This window comes from Glycomyces artemisiae (assembly GCF_003002955.1).
Taxonomy (GTDB): Bacteria; Actinomycetota; Actinomycetes; order Mycobacteriales; family Micromonosporaceae; genus Glycomyces; species Glycomyces artemisiae.
In genome coordinates this window covers 198552-217383 of sequence record NZ_PVTJ01000008.1, presented here as the reverse complement: position 1 = coordinate 217383, position 18832 = coordinate 198552, and the positions used below count along the sequence as shown (strand labels likewise).

Here is an 18832-nt window from a genome sequence, read left to right as displayed (position 1 = left end):
GGCGGGCACGCTAGAGGCATGGCGGATCTTCAGATACTCGGCAACGAGGAGCAGCTCCAGGCCGCGGTCGCCGGACGCGACGCCCGGTTCGACGGCTGGGTGTTCCTGGCCGTGACCTCCACCGGCATCTACTGCCGGCCCTCGTGCCCCGCGGTCAAACCCAAACGCGAGCACCAAAGGTTCTACGCGTCCGCCGCCGCGGCCCAGGAAGCCGGGTACCGGGCGTGCAAGCGCTGCCGCCCCGACGCCTCCCCCGGCTCCCCCGCCTGGGACTGGCGCTCAGACGTCTGCGCGCGGGCGATGCGGCTCATCGGCGAAGGCGTCGTCGACCGCGAAGGCGCCACCGGACTCGCCCAGCGGCTCGGCTACTCCCTCCGGCAGTTGGAGCGGCTGCTGATCGCCGAGGTCGGCGCCGGGCCCGCCGCGCTCGCCAGAGCCCAGCGGGCACAGGTGGCGCGGACCCTCATCGAGAACACCGACCTGCCGATGGGGCAGGTCGCCTTCGCCGCCGGATTCGCCTCGATCAGGGCGTTCAACCGCGTCGTCGCCGACGTGTTCGCCTGCTCCCCCACGGAGCTGCGCGCCAAGACCAGGAACCGGGCCGAAGCCGGCGGCGGGGCGATCAGCCTGCGCCTGGCCTACCGCGAGCCGTTCGAGCCCTCCAACCTGTTCGGGCACCTCGCCGCCTCCGCGGCCCCCGGCGTCGAGGAATGGCAGGGCGGCGCCTACCGGCGGACCCTGCGCCTGCCCGGCGGCCCCGGCATCGCCGCCCTCAAACCCGGACCCGGGTACATCGAAGCCCGGCTGCGCGTCGCCGACCTGCGCGACGTCACCGCCGCCGTGGCGAGGTGCCGGCGCATGCTCGACCTCGACGCCGACCCGCAGGCCCCCATGGAGGCCCTCGCCGCGGACGAGGCGCTCGCGCCGCTGGTCGCCAAGACCCCCGGCCGGAGGGTCCCGCGCAAAGCCGACCCCGACGAGTACGCGATCCGCGCCGTCATCGGCCAGCAGGTCTCCACCGCCTCGGCGGCCACGATCGCCGCACGGCTCGCCGAACGCTACGGCGAGCCGGTCGACGACCCCGACGGCGGACTCGCGCGGCTGTTCCCCGACCCCGCGGCGCTCGCGGAGGCCGACCCGGCGCACCTGCCGATGCCAGGGTCCCGCAAGCGGACCGTCCTCGCCCTCGCGGCCGCGCTGGCGGACGGGTCGGTGGAGCTGGGCCCCGGCGCCGACTGGCCCACCGCCAGGGCGCAGTTGGCGCAGGTGCCCGGGGTGGGGCCGTGGACGGTGGAGATGGTCGCCATGCGCGCCATGGGCGACCCCGACGCGTTCCCGGCCGGGGACCTCGGCGTCATCAAAGGCGCCGCAGCGCTCGGCCTCGGCGCCGGACGGGCCCTGGAGGCCCGGTCCCAGGCGTGGCGGCCCTGGCGGGCCTACGCCGTCCAGTACTTGTGGGCCTCCTCCGAGCACCCCACCAACCGCACCCCCGACCACACGACAGACGACGAGACGGAACGAGAGAAGGCGGACGCGTGATGCGCACCGATGCGAGGCATGTGAAATTCGAGTCGCCCCTGGGCCTGATGGCGGTCTCGGCGGTCGAGGAGGGCCTGACGTACGTCCACATGGGCGTCGAGGAGATGAAGGACGCGTGGGGGCCCGAAGAGGCCACGCCCGTCCTCGCCGACGCGCAGGACCAGCTGGAGGCGTACTTCGCGGGCGAGCTGAAGGACTTCGACCTGCCTTTGGCGGCCGAGGGCACCGGGTTCCAGCACCGGGTGTGGGACGAGCTGGTGCGCATCCCCTACGGCGAGACCTGGTCGTACCTGGATGTGGCGCAGCGCCTCGGCGACCCCAAGGCCGTCCGGGCGGTGGGGCTCGCGAACGGGCGCAACCCGATCGCGATCGTCGTCCCCTGCCACCGGGTGATCGGCTCCAACGGGAAGCTCACCGGGTACGCCGGGGGCCTGTGGCGCAAGGAGTGGCTGCTGGGCCTGGAGCGCGGCGAGCCCGCCCTGTTCGCCTAGCGGCGGTACTAGAGGAGGGTGACGGTGAGGTCCACTTCGACGGCGTCGTCGGTGACGACGATCGTCGCGGAGTAGCAGACCTCGTCGGTGCATCCGGCCGGGATGACGCCCGAGGCGGTCCCGGCCGGGGTGACCCCGGCCAGGAGCGGGGCGTCCATGCCGTTGTCGGCGATGAACGCCCCGAACGCATCCGATTCGATCCGCACGGTCGCCTCGGCGCGGTCGCCGGGCATCGGCGGCTGCGCCTGGGACAGGTCCGCGTCCACGACCTCGGTCCCCTCGGGCAGGTCGAGGTGGACGGCCTCCTCCACGGCGTCCGCCGAGGGCTGCGGGCCGCCTTCGAGGGCCCAGGCGACGCCCCACACGGCAGCGATGAGCCCGGCGAGGACCACCAGCAGCCACGCGGCGGCGGAGAGGGCGCGTCGGACGGTCGGGGCCGGCGGGGAGACCATGGCGGCGACCCTACCCCGTGCCGGGGCGTGCGCGCCTCATATACGGGGCGGCGGTGTCACAGGCCGCTGATCACCGCGGGGGCCCGTTCGGCGCGGGCGAGGGCCCGGACGAGCGCGGGCTGGCCGTGGCGGGCCGCCGCGAGGTGCGCGAGCAGGGCCGCGGCGGACGCGAACGCCTCGCCGTCGAAGACCGGCGTGTCGACGCCGGTGGAGTAGGCGAGGTCGTCGGCGTGGACGACCAGTTCGAGGATCCGCGTGGCGAGGAAGTCGTCCAGGCCCATCGCGTACGCCCACTTGACGTTCCCGGTGATGCGGGCCGGGTCGAGGCCGGGGAGCTCGGCGGCCAGGCGCTCCAGGGCCTTGCCGGCGTCGGCGAGGACCGCTTCGGGGCCGTCCTCGGCGCTGCGCTCGCCGCCGGCGCGGATCGCGGTGTTGTACGGGTTGTCGATGTCCGCGGCCAGCCACGCGGCGCGCGCGTAGTGCTCGTGCAGGGACACGGTCTCCTTGCCGGCGTGGTCGGCGTCGAGCGCGGCGGTCACGGAGGTGACCTGCCCGAGCAGGTGGGCGGCGAGGCCGCCGACGGTGAAGCCCTCCAGGGCCGAGGGCTCGGCCCAGTGGTCGGCGACCGCGGCGTGCCCGGCCAGGTCGAGGGCGGTGCGGGCGGCGGACAGGTACGGGCCGGTCAGCGCTGTCATGTCGGTTCCTCCGGTCGCTACTGCATCGAGACGTGGACGTGGTTGGTGTGGTCGGAGGCGGGGTCGCCGTTGCCGCCGGAGTAGGAGCGCCAGCCCCCGCCCGGGGACCAGAACTGCCGGTACCAGATGACGTACTCCACGCCGAGGTTCGAGGCGTTGTTGACGTACCAGGCGGCGAGCCGGTCGCCGTAGTCCTTGTCCGAGCCCGACGCGTCCTCGTCCTGGAAGCCGGAGGCGTTCGCGGCCCAGTCGCAGGCGCGCCCGAGCGGGTGCTCGCCGGACCCGCCGGAGCGGTAGCAGGACACGTAGTGGTCGAACCCGGCGTCCTTGGTCTCGTAGTACATGTTCAGGGTGCGGGGGGTCAGGCACCCGGAGGTGGTCGGGTCGTCCTCGGTGCAGCCGCCGTCGCCGCCGGTGTACTCGCCTGCGCCGGGGGCGCCGCCGTCGCCGCCGGGACCGGCGGCCTCCTCGGCGCGCAGCTCTTCGAGCTGCTCTTCGAGGTCGGCTTGGGCGTCCTCGGCGTCCTTGAGGGCCGCGGCGGCGTCTTCGAGCTCGGCCGCGTGCGCGGCCTGCTCGGCTTCGAGCTGTTCGAGGAGGTCCCCGGCCTCGTTGAGGAGCGCGGCCCGCTCGTTGCCGAGGAACCCGGTGTAGGTCATCGCGTCGATGAGGTCGCGGGTGTCGTCGGAGGACAGGATCGCGTTGGTCTGCTGGAGGTCGCCCTCGGTGTACAGGAACAGCGCGTACTCGTCGAGGTCGGCGCGCAGGGCGTCGAAGCGGGCCTGCGTGTCGGCGATCTGCGTCTCCAGTTCGGCGGCGCGCGCGTTGGCCTCGTCGACGGCGGCCTGCGCGTCGTTGACGGCGGCGATGGCCTCGGTGAGGTCGGCTTCGAGGGTCTCCTCGTCCGGTTCGGCCGCGGCCGGGGCGGGGATCAGCGCGAGGAGCGCGACGAGCAGGAGCGCGGAGAGGATCTTGTTGCGCACGGGTGGAGGTCAGCCCTTCCCGGATCGGGCGCGGCTCGCGTACGGGTGGGGTGGCCGCGCGTGGGTTTACAGGTCGAGGTCGACCACGAGCGGGGCGTGGTCGGAGGCGCCTTTGCCTTTGCGTTCGTTGCGGTCGACGTAGGCGTCGGTGACGGCGTCCTTGAACGCCGGGTTGGCCAGCGCGAGGTCGATGCGCAGGCCGCGGTTCTTGGGGAAGTCGAGGTTGCGGTAGTCCCAGAACGTGAAGGGCCGGTCGTATTTGAGGGCCCGGGGGAACACGTCCTCCAGGCCTGCGGCCTGGACGGCGGCGAGCGCGTCGCGCTCGTCGGCGGTGATGTGGGTGGTGCCGGTCCATTCGGCGACGTCCCAGATGTCGTCGTCGGTGGGGCAGATGTTGAAGTCGCCCATGGCCGCGAAGGGGAGGTCCCCGGTCGCGTCGGCGGCGGCGTCGGCGGCGAGGGCCTTGAGGAACGCGAGCTTGTAGGGGAAGTGCGGGTCGGCGGTGTCGCGGCCGTTGGGGATGTACAGGGACTGGACGCGCACGGGCCCGCAGGTGGCGGTGATGGCGCGGGCTTCGGCGGCGTCGGCGAACTGCGGCTGCCCGGTGATGCCCTGGCGGACGTCGGCGAGGCCGACGCGGGAGAGGATGGCGACGCCGTTCCAGCGGCCGGAGCCCCAGGCGGCGGTCTCGTATCCGGCGGCGGCGAACGCGTCGACGGGGACGTCGGCGGTGGCGCATTTGAGCTCTTGGAGGCACACCACGTCGGCTCCGGCGGTCTCGATCCAGGCCAGGACCCGGTCGAGGCGGGCTTTGAGCGAGTTGATGTTCCAGGTCGCCACGCGCATGGGCCTCACCCTACCCGGCTGCGGTGCGTGACCGGGCGGACCGGGGGTGCGCGGGTGTCTACTGGGTCGCGGCGGGCGCGGTCGCGACCGGTTCCGTTTCGAGGGTCGCGGGGGTGTCGCGGCGGGGGCCGACGGCGACGGCGAGGAGTCCGAAGCCGAGGGCGGCGGTGAAGCCGGGCACGGACATGCCGGAGTCGTTGACGAGGCCGCCGATGGCGGCGACGGCGGTGAGGCCGACGACGGCGGCGGCGACGGCGTCGGTGCGGATGGGGGCGCGTTTGCGCCAGATGATGATCGCGGCGATGACCGCGGCGAGGGTGATCCAGGTCATGGACTGGCCGACGGTGCCCCAGGCGGCGGAGGCTTTGCGGATGAGGATCTGGGCGGCGGTGCCGTCGAGGACGGAGCCGACGAACCGGCCCAGGTGGGTCTGGTCCTCTTCGGGGCGCAGGTAGTCGAGGACGCCGGCGACGGCGAACACGCCGAAGGCGATGGCGCCGGCGGCGAGGACGGCGCCGAGGGACAGGCGCTTGCCCCACAGTTTCAGGCAGCAGAGGATCCCGGCGGCGACGAGGGTGAGGGTGCCGCCCATGTCGCGGCCGAGCATGGGGGCGCCGACGATGACGACGGAGCAGACGCCGAGCGCGACGGGGCCCCACAGGCGCATGCGGCCTCGCCAGGGGATGAAGCAGACGAGGAGGATGACGGCGGCGGCGAAGACGCTGAACGCGTAGTTGCCCAGGCCGGTGAAGCGGGCGCCGGCTTGGGCGGTGTAGCCCATGGGGGTGTGCAGGGGCCAGGTGGCGCCGGAGACCTGGTCGACGGCGATGAGGGCGGCGGCGGCGCCTGCGACGACGAGGACGGGCCGGATGCCGGTGCGCGTCCACGGGAGGGACGCGGCGATGGTGAGGACGGCGGCCCCGGCGAGGATGAGGCCCCAGAACGCGAGCTTGGGGTGGTCGGCGCGCCACCACGGGGGGATGCCGGCGGCGACTCCGGCGACGGGCACGGCGGAGAACGCGATGCAGACGGTGCGGGCGGTGCGCCGGAACCGGTCGGGGCCGACGACGAGGTGGGCGGCCAGGAGCATGACGGCGACGCCGACGAAGGAGAGCGTCCAGTAGAAGTTCGGTGAGACGTCGGCGTTCGCGGCGGACGCGGCGGTCTCGTCGGAGCCGCGGGCGACGGCTGCGGCGGCGGTGTGGTCGGGGTCGGCGAGGACGGTGATGGGCGCTCCGGCGACGGTGGCGGGGATGTCGGCGCCGACGACGGCGAGCGCGGTCGCGGTCAGGTCGGTGAGCTGGATGTAGCCGTCGCGGCCGGTGGTGCGGGAGGTGAGGCCGCCGGGTTCGATGCCGGGCCCGGAGTAGAGGACGGGGTGGAGCGAGCCGGGCGCGGCGGCGTCGGCGACGCCGGCGACGATGAGCCGCCACGAGTCGGGGAGGGCCTCGCGGACCTGGCCGATGGCGGTGTCGGCGGCCTCGGCGGCTCCGGCGCGGACGGGGTCGGTCTCGGGTTCGATCTCGCCGGGGTCGTCTTCGGCGCTGGTGGCGTCGGTGCCGACTTCGGTGTCGTCCTCGCCGAGCTGGTCGTAGTCGGTGGAGGTGTCGGGGGCGTTGTCGGCGGTGTCGCCGATGACGACGCCGGGGTCGACGATGACGACGTCGCACGCGGCCATCGCGTCGGGGAGGGAGTCGAGGCCGGGCGCCCAGTAGGTGATGCGGCCTTCGGTGTCGGCGGCGGCGAGCGCGGCGCCGTCGCCGATCCCGGCGACGCAGGACCCGGGGTCGGGTTCGGGGGCGGGTTCGCCGTCCGCTTCGGCTTCGGCGGCGGCCGTCTCCTGGGCGAGGGCGGCTTCGGCGAGGGCGTCGGCGAGGGATCCGAGGCGGGCGCCGTAGTTGTAGGCGGAGTTGACGTCGATGAACGCGTCCCAGTCCTCGACGGCCCAGCCGTCGCCGGTGTCGCCGGGCGAGGGCAGTGCGGATTGGGCTTCGCACTGGGCGTCGCGGGGGGCGACGCCGCCGGCGCGCTCGCCGGCGCCCAGGGAGAGCCATCCGGCTTCGGGGCAGGTCCAGGAGCCGAGGGTGCGCACGCTCATGGCCGCGGAGGCGCCGGTCCCGGCGAGGTCCCACAGGTTCGGGGTCGCGTCGGGGTCGAGGTCGGACCAGGCGAGGCCGGGGACGCCGACGATGACGACGCCGTCGGCTTCGGGCTCGGCGGCGTGAGCGGTGCCGGGGAGGGCGAGTGCCGCCGTCAGTGCGGCCAAGGCCGCTGCGGCCCATCGCGCCCACCGGATGCGCGCACGTTCCCTCGCCTGTGTCATGCCGTCGAGTGTATGGGGTGCCCGCGCCCTCACCGGGCGCCTCCCGGAGCGCCGCGGGCGCGGGCGCCGCGGCGGTGCCGGTGGATGTCGGGGCGGCGCGTTAGGGTGGGCGCATGCGCACCATCGCCACCGCCAATGTCAACGGAGTCCGGGCCGCCGCGAAGAAGGGCCTGGTCGAATGGCTCGCGAACGTGGAGGCGGACGTGGTGCTCCTCCAGGAGGTCCGCGCGGACGACACGCAGATCCCCGCGGACGCGGCCGCGGCGGGCGGCTGGCACTGGGTCGTGGCGCCCTCGCTGACGGCGAAGGGCCGCGCCGGGGTGGCGGTCCTCACCCGCGAGGAGCCGGAGGCGGTGCGGATCGGGTTCGGGTCCAAGGAGTTCGACGGGTCCGGGCGGTACGCCGAGGTCGACCTGCCCGGGCTGACGGTGGCGTCGCTGTATCTGCCGTCGGGTGAGACGGACACGCCCAGGCAGGAGGAGAAGGAGCGGTTCATGGCCGTCTTCGCCGACTACCTCACCGAGACCGGGAAGCGCGCCGTCGGCGCGGGCCGGGAGTACCTGGTGTGCGGGGACTGGAACATCGCGCACGCCGAAGCGGACCTGAAGAACTGGAAGGCGAACAAGAAGACCGCGGGGTTCCTGCCCGAGGAGCGGGCGTGGCTGACGGACGTGTACGACGGCCGCGGGTTCGTCGACGTGGTCCGGGCCTTGCACCCGGGGGTCGAGGGGCCCTATTCGTGGTGGTCGTACCGGGGGCGGGCGTTCGACAACGACGCGGGCTGGCGCATCGACCTGCACGTGGCGACGCCCGGTCTGGCGGCGAAGGCCCGGAAGGCGTGGGTCGACCGGGCCGCGACGCACGACCAGCGCTGGTCGGACCACGCGCCGGTCCTGGTCACCTACGACCACTAGAGGGGGCCGCTGGCGGACGCACCGGGCGGGCGGGCACCATTGGTACACGTGAGCCTCATCGACTACCTGCCCGACTCCGACCGTCCCGAGCCCGACGACGTCTACGCCGCCTTCGCCCAGTGGGCCGAGGACGCCGGGATCGTCCTCTACGAGCACCAGGAGGAGGCCCTCCTGGCGATCTGCACGGGCCAGAACGTCATCGTCGCGACCCCCACCGGGTCGGGCAAGTCGCTCATCGCCGCCGCCGCGCACTTCAACGCGCTCGCGAACCAGCGCACGTCGTTCTACACCGCGCCGATCAAGGCCCTGGTGTCGGAGAAGTTCTTCGAGCTGTGCGAGCAGTTCGGGCACGAGAACGTGGGGATGCTCACCGGCGACGCCGCCGTCAACCCCGACGCGCCGCTGATCTGCTGCACCGCGGAGATCCTCGCGAACCTGGCGCTGCGCGAAGGCGCCGCGCTGGACTGCGACTCGGTCGTGGCCGACGAGTTCCACTTCTACGCCGAACCCGACCGCGGCTGGGCGTGGCAGGTGCCCCTGCTGGAGCTGCACCGCGCCCAGTTCACGCTCATGTCCGCGACCCTCGGCGACACGGCGTTCTTCGAGGCCGACCTCACCCGCCGCACCGGCCGCGAGACCGCCCTGGTGGCGTCGGCGACCCGGCCGGTCCCGCTGCACTACGACTACCGCAAGACCCCGCTCCACGAGACCGTGGAAGTCCTCGTCAAGAACGAGAAGGCCCCCGCCTACATCGTGCACTTCACGCAGGCCGCGGCCCTGGAGACCGCGCAGGCCCTCGCGTCGCTGAGCCTGGTCGACAAGGACCAGAAGGCCGCCATCAGTGCGGCGCTGGGCGGGTTCCGGTTCACCACGAAGTTCGGGCAGACCCTCGCCCGGCTCGTCAGGTCCGGGATCGGCGTCCACCACGCCGGAATGCTCCCCAAGTACCGGCGGCTCGTCGAGCGCCTCGCACAGCAGGGCCTGCTCAAGGTCATCTGCGGGACCGACACGCTCGGCGTCGGCATCAACGTGCCCATCCGCACCGTCGTGTTCACCGGGCTCACGAAGTACGACGGGCGCCGGACCAGGCGCCTGCGGGCCCGCGAGTTCCACCAGATCGCCGGGCGCGCGGGGAGGGCCGGGTTCGACACCGAGGGGTTCGTGGTCTGCCAGGCCCCCGAGCACGTCATCGAGAACGAGAAGGCCCAGCAGAAGTTCGGGCTCGACCCGAAGAAGCGCAAGAAGATGGCGAAGAAGAAGCCCCCCGAGGGGTTCGTCGGCTGGTCCGAGGAGACCTTCCTGGGCCTCTCGGAGGCCCCGCCGGAGCCGTTGACGTCGCGGATGCGCATGACCCACGCGATGCTCATCAACCTCCTCGGCCGCGGCGGCGACACCTTCACCCACGTGCGCACCCTCATCGAGGACTCCCACGCCGACCGCGCGACCCAGCTGAAGATGGCCCGCACCGCGCTCACCATCGCCCGGACGCTGCGGGACGCGGGGATCATCGTCATCGACGGCGGCTCGGTCAAACTCACCGTGGACCTGCCCGACCACTTCGCGCTCAACCAGCCGCTCGCGCCGTTCGCACTGGCCGCCCTGGAACTGCTCGACACGGAGTCGGAGACGTACCCGATGGACGTCGTCTCCATCATCGAGGCCACGCTGGAGGGCCCCGGGCAGATCCTGGCCGCGCAGCGCAACAAGGCCAAGGGCGAGGCCATCAACGCGATGAAGGCCGAGGGCCTGGACTACTACGACCGCATGAACCAGCTCGAAGACGCCGAGGTCGACTACCCCAAGCCCCTCGCCGACCTCCTCGACGAGGCGTTCGCCGCGTACCGCACCAGCCACCCGTGGGCCGCGGACTACCAGCTCGAACCCAAGTCGATCCTCCGCGAGATCTGGGAGGGCCGGCTGACGTTCGGGGAGTACATCGCCCTCTACGGCCTCCCCCGCGCCGAAGGGCTCCTCCTGCGGTACCTGTCGAGCGCGTACAAGGCGCTGGTGCAGACGCTCCCGGAGGACACCGGCGGCGCCGAGGTCGACGACCTCACCGCGTGGCTCGGGGAGACGATCCGCCAGACCGACTCCTCGCTCATCAACGAATGGGAGCAGCTGACCAACCCCGCCGACGACGAGGACATCGACACCGGCCGCCCCGCGCGCGCGTTCACCGACAACGAGCGGGCGTTCACCATCGCCGTGCGCAACGCCGCGTTCCGCCACGTCGAGCTCGCCGCCGCCGACCGCCCCGAAGCCCTCGCCGCCCTGGAGACCGGCTGGCCGGCCTCGAAGTGGGACGCGGCCCTGGAGGCGTACTTCGCGGCCCACGACGACATCGGCACCGCCGGGCCCGCCCGCGGCGCCGACCTCCTGGAGATCGCCAAGGAAGGCCGCACCTGGTCGGTGCGCCAGACGATCGACGACCCGGCCGCCGACCGCGACTGGTCCATGCTGTTCACCGTGGACCTCGACGCCTCCGACGAGACCGGGACCGTCGTCATGGCCGTGGAGGACTTCTCCGACCGCCGCTAGGCGCCCATGGCAGAATCCACCGGGTGCTCGCAGACCCCCGCCACTCCCCCGTCGGCGCGCCCGTGCGCGAGCGGGGCGCGCTGGCGCACAACACCGGGAACCAGGCCACCGGCGGGATCTGGACCGTCACCGGGCCCGGCGGGACCGCCGTCCTCAAGCACCTGACCCCGGCCGGGGACGGCCGCGCCGACTGGCCGGCCTCCCCGGACCCGCGGCACTGGAACTACTGGCGCCGCGAACCGATCGCCTACACCAGCGGCTTCGCGGGCGATTACGGGAAGGACGCCGGGATCGGCGCGCCCGCACTGCTCGCGGCCGGGGAGCGCCCCGACGGCAGCGTCGAGCTGTGGCTCGAACACGTCGAGGGCACCCCGGGCACCGGCCTCGGCGTGGACGGCCTCGCCGAGTTCGCCCGCCGCCTCGGCGCCGTCCAGGGCCGGCCCCGGGAGGTGCTCCCGTGGCACTCGCGCCGGTTCCTGCGCTCCTACGCCGGACGCCACGAGGCCGGGCCCCTCGACTGGGACCACCCGGCCGCCGCCGCGCACTGGCCCGCCGACCTGCGCCGGGGCCTGCGGACCATATGGGAGCGGCGCGGCGACCTGTTCGCGCTCACCGAGGCCGCGCCGCAGACGGTGTGCCACCTCGACGTGTGGCCGATGAACCTCTACCGGCGACCCGGCGGCGAGTTCGTCCTCCTCGACTGGTCGTTCACCGGGACCGGCGCGATCGGCGAGGACCTCGCCAACCTCATCCCTGACACGTTCCTCGACGGCCACCAGGACGTCGCGCTCCTGGCCGAAGCGGAGGACGCGCTCACCGGCGCCTACCTCGCGGGCCTCGCCGAAACCGGGTACAACGACGAGGCCCGGACGCGAACAGCCGTCGCCGCCGCGGGCGCCGCCAAGTACTGTTGGCTCGCTCCGATGATGCTCCGGCGCCTCGCCGAAGGACGCGGCGTCGCCAGCGCGAACTACGACGCCGCCGCGGACGCCGAGGTCCTGGAGCGGCGCCGCCCGGTCTTCGCGATGCTCGTCCGCTGGGCCCGCACCGCACTCGAAACGTGAAAGCACGCCATGCCAGTCACCGTCACCGCCCAGTACGAGATCCCCGACGCCGAGCTGCGCTGGCGGTTCTCGCGCGCCTCGGGCCCCGGGGGCCAGGGCGTCAACACCACCGACTCGCGCGTCGAGCTCGTCTTCGACCTCGCCGCATCGAAGGTGTTCCCGGAGGCGCTGCGGCAGCGGGCGCTGGCGCGGCTCGCCCCGCGGCTGGTGGAGGGGACGGTGGTGATCGCCGCCTCCGAGTTCCGGTCGCAGCTGCGCAACCGGGAGGCCGCCGCCGAGCGGCTCGGCGAGCTGCTGCGCCGGGCCATCGCGGCGCCGCCGCCGGCCAGGCGGGCCACGAAGCCCTCGAAGGGGCAGAAGCGGCGGCGCCTGGAGGACAAGCGGCGCCGCGGCGAGACCAAGCGGCTGCGCCGCGACACCGGGGACTGAGTCCCCGCCGGTCCGCTAGTCGATGGTGATGACGATGTTGCCGCGGGCGTGGTGGGCGTACATGCGGGCGACCGCCGCCGGGACCTCGTCGAGGGGGTAGGCGCGGTCGATGACGGGCGCCACGGCGCCGGTGGCGATGAGGTCGGCGACGGCCGCGAGGCGCTCGGGCGTGAAGTTCCCGTCCACGGAGCGCACGTTCGCGCGGCCCATCGCGCCCAGGAGCGTCGCTCCGGCCATCCTCGCGAGCCCGGCGGCCAGGCCCCCGGTGTTGCCGATGCTGTTGGGCAGGTAGACGCCGCCGGGCGCGAGCGCGCGGAAGGCGCGGCGCGGCGGGTGGTTGAGGACGTTGTCGAGGATCGCGTCGTAGCGTGCGGTGCCGGCGGTGAAGTCGGTGGTGGTGTAGTCGATCGCCTCGTCGGCGCCGAGGCCGCGCACGAGGTCGAGGTTCTTCGGGCCGCACACGGCGGTGACGTGCGCGCCGAAGTGCTTGGCGAACTGGACGGCGAACGTGCCGACCCCGCCGGAGGCGCCGTTGACGAGCACCCGCGTCCCCGGTGCGGCCTGGAAGGACTCGGTCATGGCCGCGTAGGCGGTGAGCCCGGACATGACCGCGGCGGCCGCGTCGGTGAAGGAGAGCGACGCGGGCTTGGGGAGGAGCCGGTCGGCGGCGGTGGCGGTGTACTCGGCGAACGTGCCCGCCGTGGCGAACCCCGAGCCCCACTTCGTGCCGAAGACCGCATCCCCGACGGCGAAGCCGGTCACGCCCTCGCCGAGGGCCGCGACGGTCCCGGCGACGTCGGTGCCGCGCACGGCCCCGTTCGCGCGGGCCGACAGGCGCAGCACGTACGGGACGCCCGCGACCGCGATCCAGTCGGGCGTGTTGACGCTGGTGGCCCGCAGCCGGACGAGGACCTCGCCGGGTCCGGGCTCGGGGCGGTCGATGTCGGTGACGCGGAGGACCTGCTCGGGCGGCCCGAACCGGTCCTGGACGACGGCTTTCATGGCACCTCCAGGGGTTTGGACCCTCACCGTAGTCCGGAAAGGACCCCCGGCGCCTCGGCCGACCGGCCTACCTCACGACTCGGGGAGCGGCTCGCCGAAGTCCGGGGTGCCGTCCTCGTGCCACCTGAAGGGCTGGATCCGGCAGTGCCGGTCCGGGTTGTCGAGGGGGTCGCCGGTGATCTCCTCGTAGGCGCGGGCGTGGAAGACCAGCAGGTCGGTCCCGTCCTCGGCGGTGGTGAACGCGTTGTGGCCTGGGCCGTAGATCCCGTTCGCCGCGTTCGTGGTGAACACCGGGACCGGGCTCTTGGACCACGAGGCGGGGTCGAGGAGGTCCGCGCCGGCGCCGGCCGACAGCAGGCCCACGCAGTACTCCGCGCCCGTCCCCGAAGCGGAGTAGGTGATGAAGACCCTGCCGTTGCGCACGAGCGCGTACGGGCCCTCGTTGACCGCGAACCGGACCGTCTCCCAGTCGAGCTCGGGGCGGGAGATCTCCACCGGGTCCCCCGCGAGGGTCCAGGGGTTCGCGAGCGCGGCCAGGAACAGGCTCGTGTTGGAGCCCTTCAGCTCCGGGTCGTGCTGGGCCCAGCACAGGTACTGGGTGCCGCCATGCGCGAACGTGGTCGCGTCGAGGGAGAACGAGTCGACCGGGGTGGCGATCCGCCCCTTCTCGGTCCACTCGCCGGTCAGCGGGTCGTCGTTCAGGTTCTCCAGGACGTACATGCGGATCTTCCACACGTCGCCCGTGGCCGTGGCGGCCTCGCCCGCCGCGAAGTACACGTACCAGCCGTCCCCGACCCGGTGCAGCTCCGGCGCCCAGATGTGCGAGCCCATCGCGCCCTCCGGATGCTTGACCCAGATGGTCGTCTCCGCGGCGGTGCGCAGGCCGTCGAGCGTGTCGGCGCCGCGCAGGACGATCCGGTCGTACGCCGGGACCGTGGCCGTGAAGAAGTAGCGGCCGCCGTGCCGCAGGATCTGCGGGTCCGCGCGCTCCAGAATGAACGGGTTCGGGAAACTGTTATCGGTCACAACACGGATCCTACAGCTCCACGCGCACCGACCCCGCAGGCTCTATCTCCGCCGCGCCCGCCGACTGCCCCGCCACCCACGCCGCCAGCAGCTCCGCGTCCGCGCACGCCAGGTCGAACGTCACCACATCCGTGAACGACACGTGCGCGAGCCGCACGTCCTCCCGCAGCCGCAGCAGGCCCTCCAGACTCCCCGCGACCCCGTAGTCGACGCGCACCAGCAGCCGCGGCCACACCGCCAGCTCCACCACGCCCGCGGCGTCGACGGCCGCCGAGACGGCCCCGCCGTACGCGCGCACCAGGCCCCCGGCGCCGAGCTTCACCCCGCCGAAATACCGCGTCACCACCGCGAGCGTGTCCGTCAGATCCCGGCCGCGCAGCACCTCCAGCATCGGCAGACCCGCCGTCCCCGCCGGCTCCCCGTCGTCGTTCGACCGCGCGATCCGACCCCCGTCGAACACATACGCCGTGCAGTGGTGCGTCGCCTCCCAGAACTCCCGCCGATGCGCCGCAATCCGCTCCCGCGCCTCCGCCTCCGAGCCCACCCGGAACAGCGAGCACACGAACCGCGACCGGTTCACCACCGTCTCGGTCACCGACGACCCCACCGCAAGCCCACGCATCAGCACCCCCGCGTCACCCGACGACGCCGTGCTCCCACGCCCACGCCGCGATCTCCACCCGGTTCCGCGCAGGCAGCTTCGCCCGCACCGCCTCCAGATGCGTCTTCACCGTCGACACCGACACGAACAACGTCCCCGCGATCTCCGCGTTCGTCTTCCCCCGCGCCACCAGCTCCACCACGTCCAGCTCCCGCTCGGTCAGCACACCGACCGCCGCCGCACCGTCCTTCACCGGCTCGCTCAACCGCTCCAACAGCCGCACCGTCACCGACGGCGACACCAGCGACTCACCCGAAGCAGCCGCACGCACCGCCTCCACCAGCAGCGTCGGACCCGAATCCTTCAACAGGAACCCCGTCGCACCCGACCGCAGCGCCCCGTACACGTACTCGTCCGTGTCGAACGTCGTCACCACCACCACCCGCGGACCCGCACCGTGCTGACCCGCCAGCAGCGTCCGCGTCGCCTCCAGCCCGTCCAGACGCGGCATCCGGATGTCGAACAGGCACACATCCGGCTGCAACCGCCGCGCCTGGGCCACCGCCACCACGCCGTCAGGGGCGTCCGCGACCACCTCCATATCCGGCTGCGCGTCGATGATTGCCCGGAACCCCGCCCGGACCATCTCCTGATCGTCTGCGATGAGCACTCGGATAGCCACGCCCAGAGCCTAACCGGCCCTGCGCACTACGCGGCCGCGCCCGCCAGTTCGCGCTCCCGCGCCACAGGAACCGCCACCGGCTCCACGGCCTCCACGACCGCCGGCACCGGCGCCTCGCGCACCACCGCGACCGCCGAGTCCACCGCCTCCCGCTCCAGCACCAGGCGCCGCCGCGTCTCGCGCTGGCGGATGGCGAACGTGGAGCTGACGAGGACCAGCCAGGTCCCTTCGAGCAGGATCAGGCCCCAGTCGCGGCCGATGATCGCCGCGGTCAGCAGGATCGAGCAGGCCGAGATGACCAGCAGCAGCGACGCGGGCTTGGTCGCGTGGATGCGGTGGGTCTGGAGGAGCAGGAAGTTCGTGATGTAGAGGAGCGCGCCGATGATCTGGAACATGATGCGGATGTCGAAGTCGTGCATTGGAAACCCTTTTTGGAACGAAGGCAGGCAGGAAGGCGCCCGCGCCCGTGCCGGGCGCGCGGCGGTATTGCTGGAAGGGAGTGCGGGGTGCTACAGGGTCGCGGCCGGATCGGCCGCCGGTCTGCTCCGCGCGCAGACCACCGACGCGGCGCCGCGCTGCACCCGGGTCTGGAGCGACCCGCAGATGCACCGCGTCCACACCGTCGCGCCCGCGGCGCTCCGGTGCCGGGACACGGTCGTCACCGGATCGTCGTCGGGCCAACCGCAGTACGGGCAGCAAGGCATGACCGTGTCCTCCTCACAAGGCATCGGAATCAGGTTCGGATCGAGCGCCCACCCGCCGGCACTGGACGCCGGCATCACGCTCATCATCGAGGTTAGAGTCCCATTCGTCCGGGCTACAACACTTCGGTGACGATGGTTTGCGAAACTCATCGTGAAGCTGTAGCTAAAGCGATTGGGGACACACGGTGATCGACCTCCGCCGACTGCACGTCCTGCGGGCCATCGCCCACCACGGGACGGTCTCCGGCGCCGCCAAGGCCCTCCACATGTCGACCTCGGCGGCGTCCCAGCAGATCCGGCTGCTCTCCAAGGACCTCGGCGTGCCCCTGCTCGAACCCGTCGGGCGCGGCGTGCGCCTGTCGTCGGCCGCGCAGATCCTCATCGCGCACATCGACGCCATCGAGGCGATGTGGCGCCTCGCCGAAGCCGAGCTCCAGGCCACCGAGGGCGAGCCGTCCGGGCTGCTGCGCCTGTGCGGGTTCCCCACCGCCATCGCCACGCTCCTGGCGCCGCTGGTCGACGCCGCCCGCGACCGGTACCCCAGCCTCGAACTGCGCCTGCGCGAGGCCGAGGCGTCGGAGAGCTTCGACCTGCTGTTCTCCGGGGACGCCGACCTGGCCCTGGTCGAGGCCACCCCCGACAACCCGCCGCCCGAGGACATCCGCTTCGACTCCCAGACGGTCTTCAACGACCCGTTCGACCTGGTCGTGCCCGCAGACCACTGGGTCGCGGGCGCCGACAAGGCCGACCTGCGCGACCTCGAACGCGAACCGTGGATCATCGGCGTCCCCGGGTCGATCCACCGCCGCCACGTCCTCACCGCCTGCTCCAACGCCGGATTCCGGCCCACCGTCACCGGCGAGGCCCGCGAATGGCCCGTCATCGCCGTCATGGTCGACCACCGCATGGGCGTCGCCCTCATCCCGCGCCTGGTCGACCTCCCCCACCACCTCGACCTCGTGCGCGTCCCCATCGGCGGCCCCTACACGCCCTACCGGCACTTCCGGGCCGTGACGCTCCGCGGCGGCGCCCGCCGGCCCTCCGTCGCCGCGGTCATGGAGCTGCTCGACGAGCGCATCCGCGCCGCCGAAGGCATCAACCCCGTCGCCTGAACCGTGGACCGTTCGCACACGAACGCCCCTATTCGGACACTCACCTCCGTTACGCTGACCGCATGTTCGACTACGCCGCCACGGGAGCACACACGCGTACCAGCCGCTGCAACGGCGCGGGCGACGCGCCCAGGCACCTGCGCGTCCACGGCGGCACCCTCCTGTCGGGCGCGATCGACGTCAAGACCTCCAAGAACGCCTGCGTCGCCCTGCTGTGCGCGAGCCTGCTCAACCGCGGCACCACCACCCTCCGCAAGGTCGCCCGCATCGAGGAGGTCAACCGCATCCTCCGCGTCCTCGACTCCATGGGCGTCCACCACGAGTGGATCGGCCAGGACCTGCGCCTCACCCCGCCCGAGCGCCTCGACCTCACCCGCCTCGACACCGACGCCGCCCGCCGCACCCGCTCGATCATCATGTTCCTCGGCCCGCTCCTGCACGACCACCCCGAGTTCGAACTGCCCTTCGCGGGCGGCTGCGAGCTCGGCGACCGCACCGTCGAACCGCACATGGTCGCCCTGCGCCGCTTCGGCCTCTCCGTCGAGACCTCCGGCGGGGTCTACCGGGCCACCGTCAAGGACCGCGTCGACCCGCCCGGCACCATCGTCCTGACCGAGCGCGGCGACACCGTCACCGAGAACGCCATCATGGCCGCCGCCCGCTTCCCCGCCGTCACCGTCATCCGCAACGCCTCCTGCAACTACATGGTCCAGGACCTGTGCTTCTTCCTGGAGCACCTCGGCATCCGCGTCGACGGCGTCGGCACCACCACCGTCACCGTCCACGGCCGCGAGGACATCGACGCCGACGTCGACTACGCCCCCTCCGAGGACCCCATCGAGGCGTGGAGCCTCGTCGCCGCCGCGATCGTGACCGAATCCGAGATCACCGTCCGCCGCGTCCCCATCGAGTTCACCGAGATCGAGCTCGCGCTGGCCGAGGAGATGGGCCTGGAGTACGCGAAGGGCCCCGAGTACCTCGCCGAGAACGGGCGCACCAGGCTCACCGACCTGACCGTGCACCCCTCGCGGCTGCGGGCGCCGATGGACAAGATCCACCCGATGCCGTTCCCGGGGCTGAACATCGACAACCTGCCGTTCTTCGCGCTCATCGCCTCGTGCGCGGAGGGCTCGACGATGATCCACGACTGGGTGTACGAGAACCGCGCGATCTACCTGACCGAGCTCAACCGGCTCGGCGCGCGCGTGCGCCTGCTCGACCCGCACCGCATCGAGGTCGCCGGGCCCGCCGCGTGGACCGGCGCCGAGGTCGTGTGCCCGCCCGCGCTGCGGCCCGCCGTGGTGCTCCTGCTGGGGATGCTGCGCGCGCAGGGGACCTCGGAGCTGCGGCACGTCAACGTCATCCACCGCGGCTACGAGCACCTCGCCGAGCGGCTCCAGCTCCTCGGCGCCGAGATCGAGGCGTTCTGAACCC

At 72.9% G+C, this 18832-nt stretch carries 18 protein-coding genes and 1 pseudogene; 9 read left to right on the top strand and 10 right to left on the bottom strand.

What is annotated here, in order from left to right; all coding sequences use genetic code 11:
• Positions 1-18 precede the first annotated feature (18 nt).
• Positions 19-1539: an AlkA N-terminal domain-containing protein gene (locus B0I28_RS20275; protein ID WP_106365664.1), complete on the top strand. Its 1521-nt coding sequence runs from the start codon at positions 19-21 to the stop codon at positions 1537-1539.
• Positions 1539-2030, top strand: a complete 492-nt coding sequence (locus tag B0I28_RS20270; RefSeq protein WP_106365663.1) for a methylated-DNA--[protein]-cysteine S-methyltransferase — start codon at positions 1539-1541, stop codon at positions 2028-2030. Before B0I28_RS20275 ends, B0I28_RS20270 begins: the two co-directional genes overlap by 1 nt.
• An 8-nt stretch (positions 2031-2038) precedes the next feature.
• Here the strand turns inward: B0I28_RS20270 and B0I28_RS20265 are convergent, their stop codons facing one another.
• From B0I28_RS20265 to B0I28_RS20245, 5 genes are all read right to left on the bottom strand, one after another.
• Positions 2039-2482 carry a hypothetical protein gene (locus B0I28_RS20265; protein ID WP_106365662.1) on the bottom strand — a complete coding sequence of 148 codons (444 nt, stop codon included), beginning with the start codon at positions 2480-2482 and terminating at the stop codon, positions 2039-2041.
• Positions 2483-2538: 56 nt separating this feature from the next.
• Entirely contained in the window at positions 2539-3177 is a 639-nt protein-coding gene (locus tag B0I28_RS20260; RefSeq protein ID WP_106365661.1) for a maleylpyruvate isomerase N-terminal domain-containing protein, read from the bottom strand.
• A gap of 17 nt (positions 3178-3194) precedes the next feature.
• The gene (locus B0I28_RS20255; RefSeq protein ID WP_106365660.1) at positions 3195-4157 is read right to left on the bottom strand and encodes a coiled-coil domain-containing protein; all 963 of its coding nucleotides are present in this window, start codon (positions 4155-4157) and stop codon (positions 3195-3197) included.
• A 66-nt stretch (positions 4158-4223) separates the two neighbouring features.
• Positions 4224-5003, bottom strand: a complete 780-nt coding sequence (locus B0I28_RS20250) for an exodeoxyribonuclease III (RefSeq protein WP_106365659.1) — start codon at positions 5001-5003, stop codon at positions 4224-4226.
• A 58-nt stretch (positions 5004-5061) separates the two neighbouring features.
• The gene (locus B0I28_RS20245; RefSeq protein ID WP_146148175.1) at positions 5062-7326 is read right to left on the bottom strand and encodes a hypothetical protein; all 2265 of its coding nucleotides are present in this window, start codon (positions 7324-7326) and stop codon (positions 5062-5064) included.
• A gap of 113 nt (positions 7327-7439) precedes the next feature.
• On the opposite strand from B0I28_RS20245, the gene B0I28_RS20240 reads away from it, so the two are divergent.
• From B0I28_RS20240 to arfB, 4 genes are read left to right on the top strand one after another with little or no spacing between them, the layout of a single operon-like run.
• A complete protein-coding gene (locus B0I28_RS20240) occupies positions 7440-8240 on the top strand; it encodes an exodeoxyribonuclease III (protein WP_106365657.1) in 801 nt (266 codons plus the stop codon).
• Positions 8241-8288: 48 nt separating this feature from the next.
• A complete protein-coding gene (locus tag B0I28_RS20235; protein WP_181245878.1) occupies positions 8289-10778 on the top strand; it encodes a DEAD/DEAH box helicase in 2490 nt (829 codons plus the stop codon).
• A 23-nt stretch (positions 10779-10801) separates the two neighbouring features.
• A complete protein-coding gene (locus tag B0I28_RS20230) occupies positions 10802-11842 on the top strand; it encodes a phosphotransferase family protein (RefSeq protein WP_106365655.1) in 1041 nt (346 codons plus the stop codon).
• Between the two features lie 9 nt (positions 11843-11851).
• A complete protein-coding gene (gene arfB / locus B0I28_RS20225) occupies positions 11852-12271 on the top strand; it encodes an alternative ribosome rescue aminoacyl-tRNA hydrolase ArfB (RefSeq protein ID WP_106365654.1) in 420 nt (139 codons plus the stop codon).
• A gap of 15 nt (positions 12272-12286) precedes the next feature.
• Here arfB and B0I28_RS20220 read toward each other — a convergent pair whose 3' ends face one another.
• The 5 genes from B0I28_RS20220 to B0I28_RS20200 form a co-directional block, all read right to left on the bottom strand.
• Positions 12287-13273, bottom strand: coding sequence for an NAD(P)-dependent alcohol dehydrogenase (locus tag B0I28_RS20220; protein WP_106365653.1), 987 nt, complete (start codon positions 13271-13273; stop codon positions 12287-12289).
• Positions 13274-13345: 72 nt separating this feature from the next.
• Positions 13346-14299 carry a glycoside hydrolase family 43 protein gene (locus B0I28_RS20215; RefSeq protein ID WP_219926884.1) on the bottom strand — a complete coding sequence of 318 codons (954 nt, stop codon included), beginning with the start codon at positions 14297-14299 and terminating at the stop codon, positions 13346-13348.
• 10 nt (positions 14300-14309) lie between these two features.
• Positions 14310-14921: an IMPACT family protein gene (locus B0I28_RS20210; RefSeq protein WP_106365778.1), complete on the bottom strand. Its 612-nt coding sequence runs from the start codon at positions 14919-14921 to the stop codon at positions 14310-14312.
• A 13-nt stretch (positions 14922-14934) separates the two neighbouring features.
• Complete coding sequence (locus tag B0I28_RS20205) at positions 14935-15582, bottom strand: response regulator (protein ID WP_106365651.1); 648 nt, start codon at positions 15580-15582, stop codon at positions 14935-14937.
• A gap of 26 nt (positions 15583-15608) precedes the next feature.
• A complete protein-coding gene (locus B0I28_RS20200) occupies positions 15609-16001 on the bottom strand; it encodes a CBU_0592 family membrane protein (protein WP_106365650.1) in 393 nt (130 codons plus the stop codon).
• Here B0I28_RS20200 and B0I28_RS28645 point away from each other — a divergent pair.
• The 3 genes and pseudogenes from B0I28_RS28645 to B0I28_RS20185 form a co-directional block, all read left to right on the top strand.
• Positions 15964-16416: a hypothetical protein gene (locus B0I28_RS28645; protein ID WP_181245877.1), complete on the top strand. Its 453-nt coding sequence runs from the start codon at positions 15964-15966 to the stop codon at positions 16414-16416. The genes B0I28_RS20200 and B0I28_RS28645 overlap by 38 nt on opposite strands.
• Before the next feature lie 55 nt (positions 16417-16471).
• Entirely contained in the window at positions 16472-17398 is a 927-nt protein-coding gene (locus B0I28_RS20190) for a LysR family transcriptional regulator (RefSeq protein WP_106365649.1), read from the top strand.
• A 128-nt stretch (positions 17399-17526) separates the two neighbouring features.
• Positions 17527-18828: pseudogene (locus tag B0I28_RS20185) on the top strand (UDP-N-acetylglucosamine 1-carboxyvinyltransferase); the annotation flags it as partial.
• Between the last annotated feature and the right edge of the window lie 4 nt (positions 18829-18832).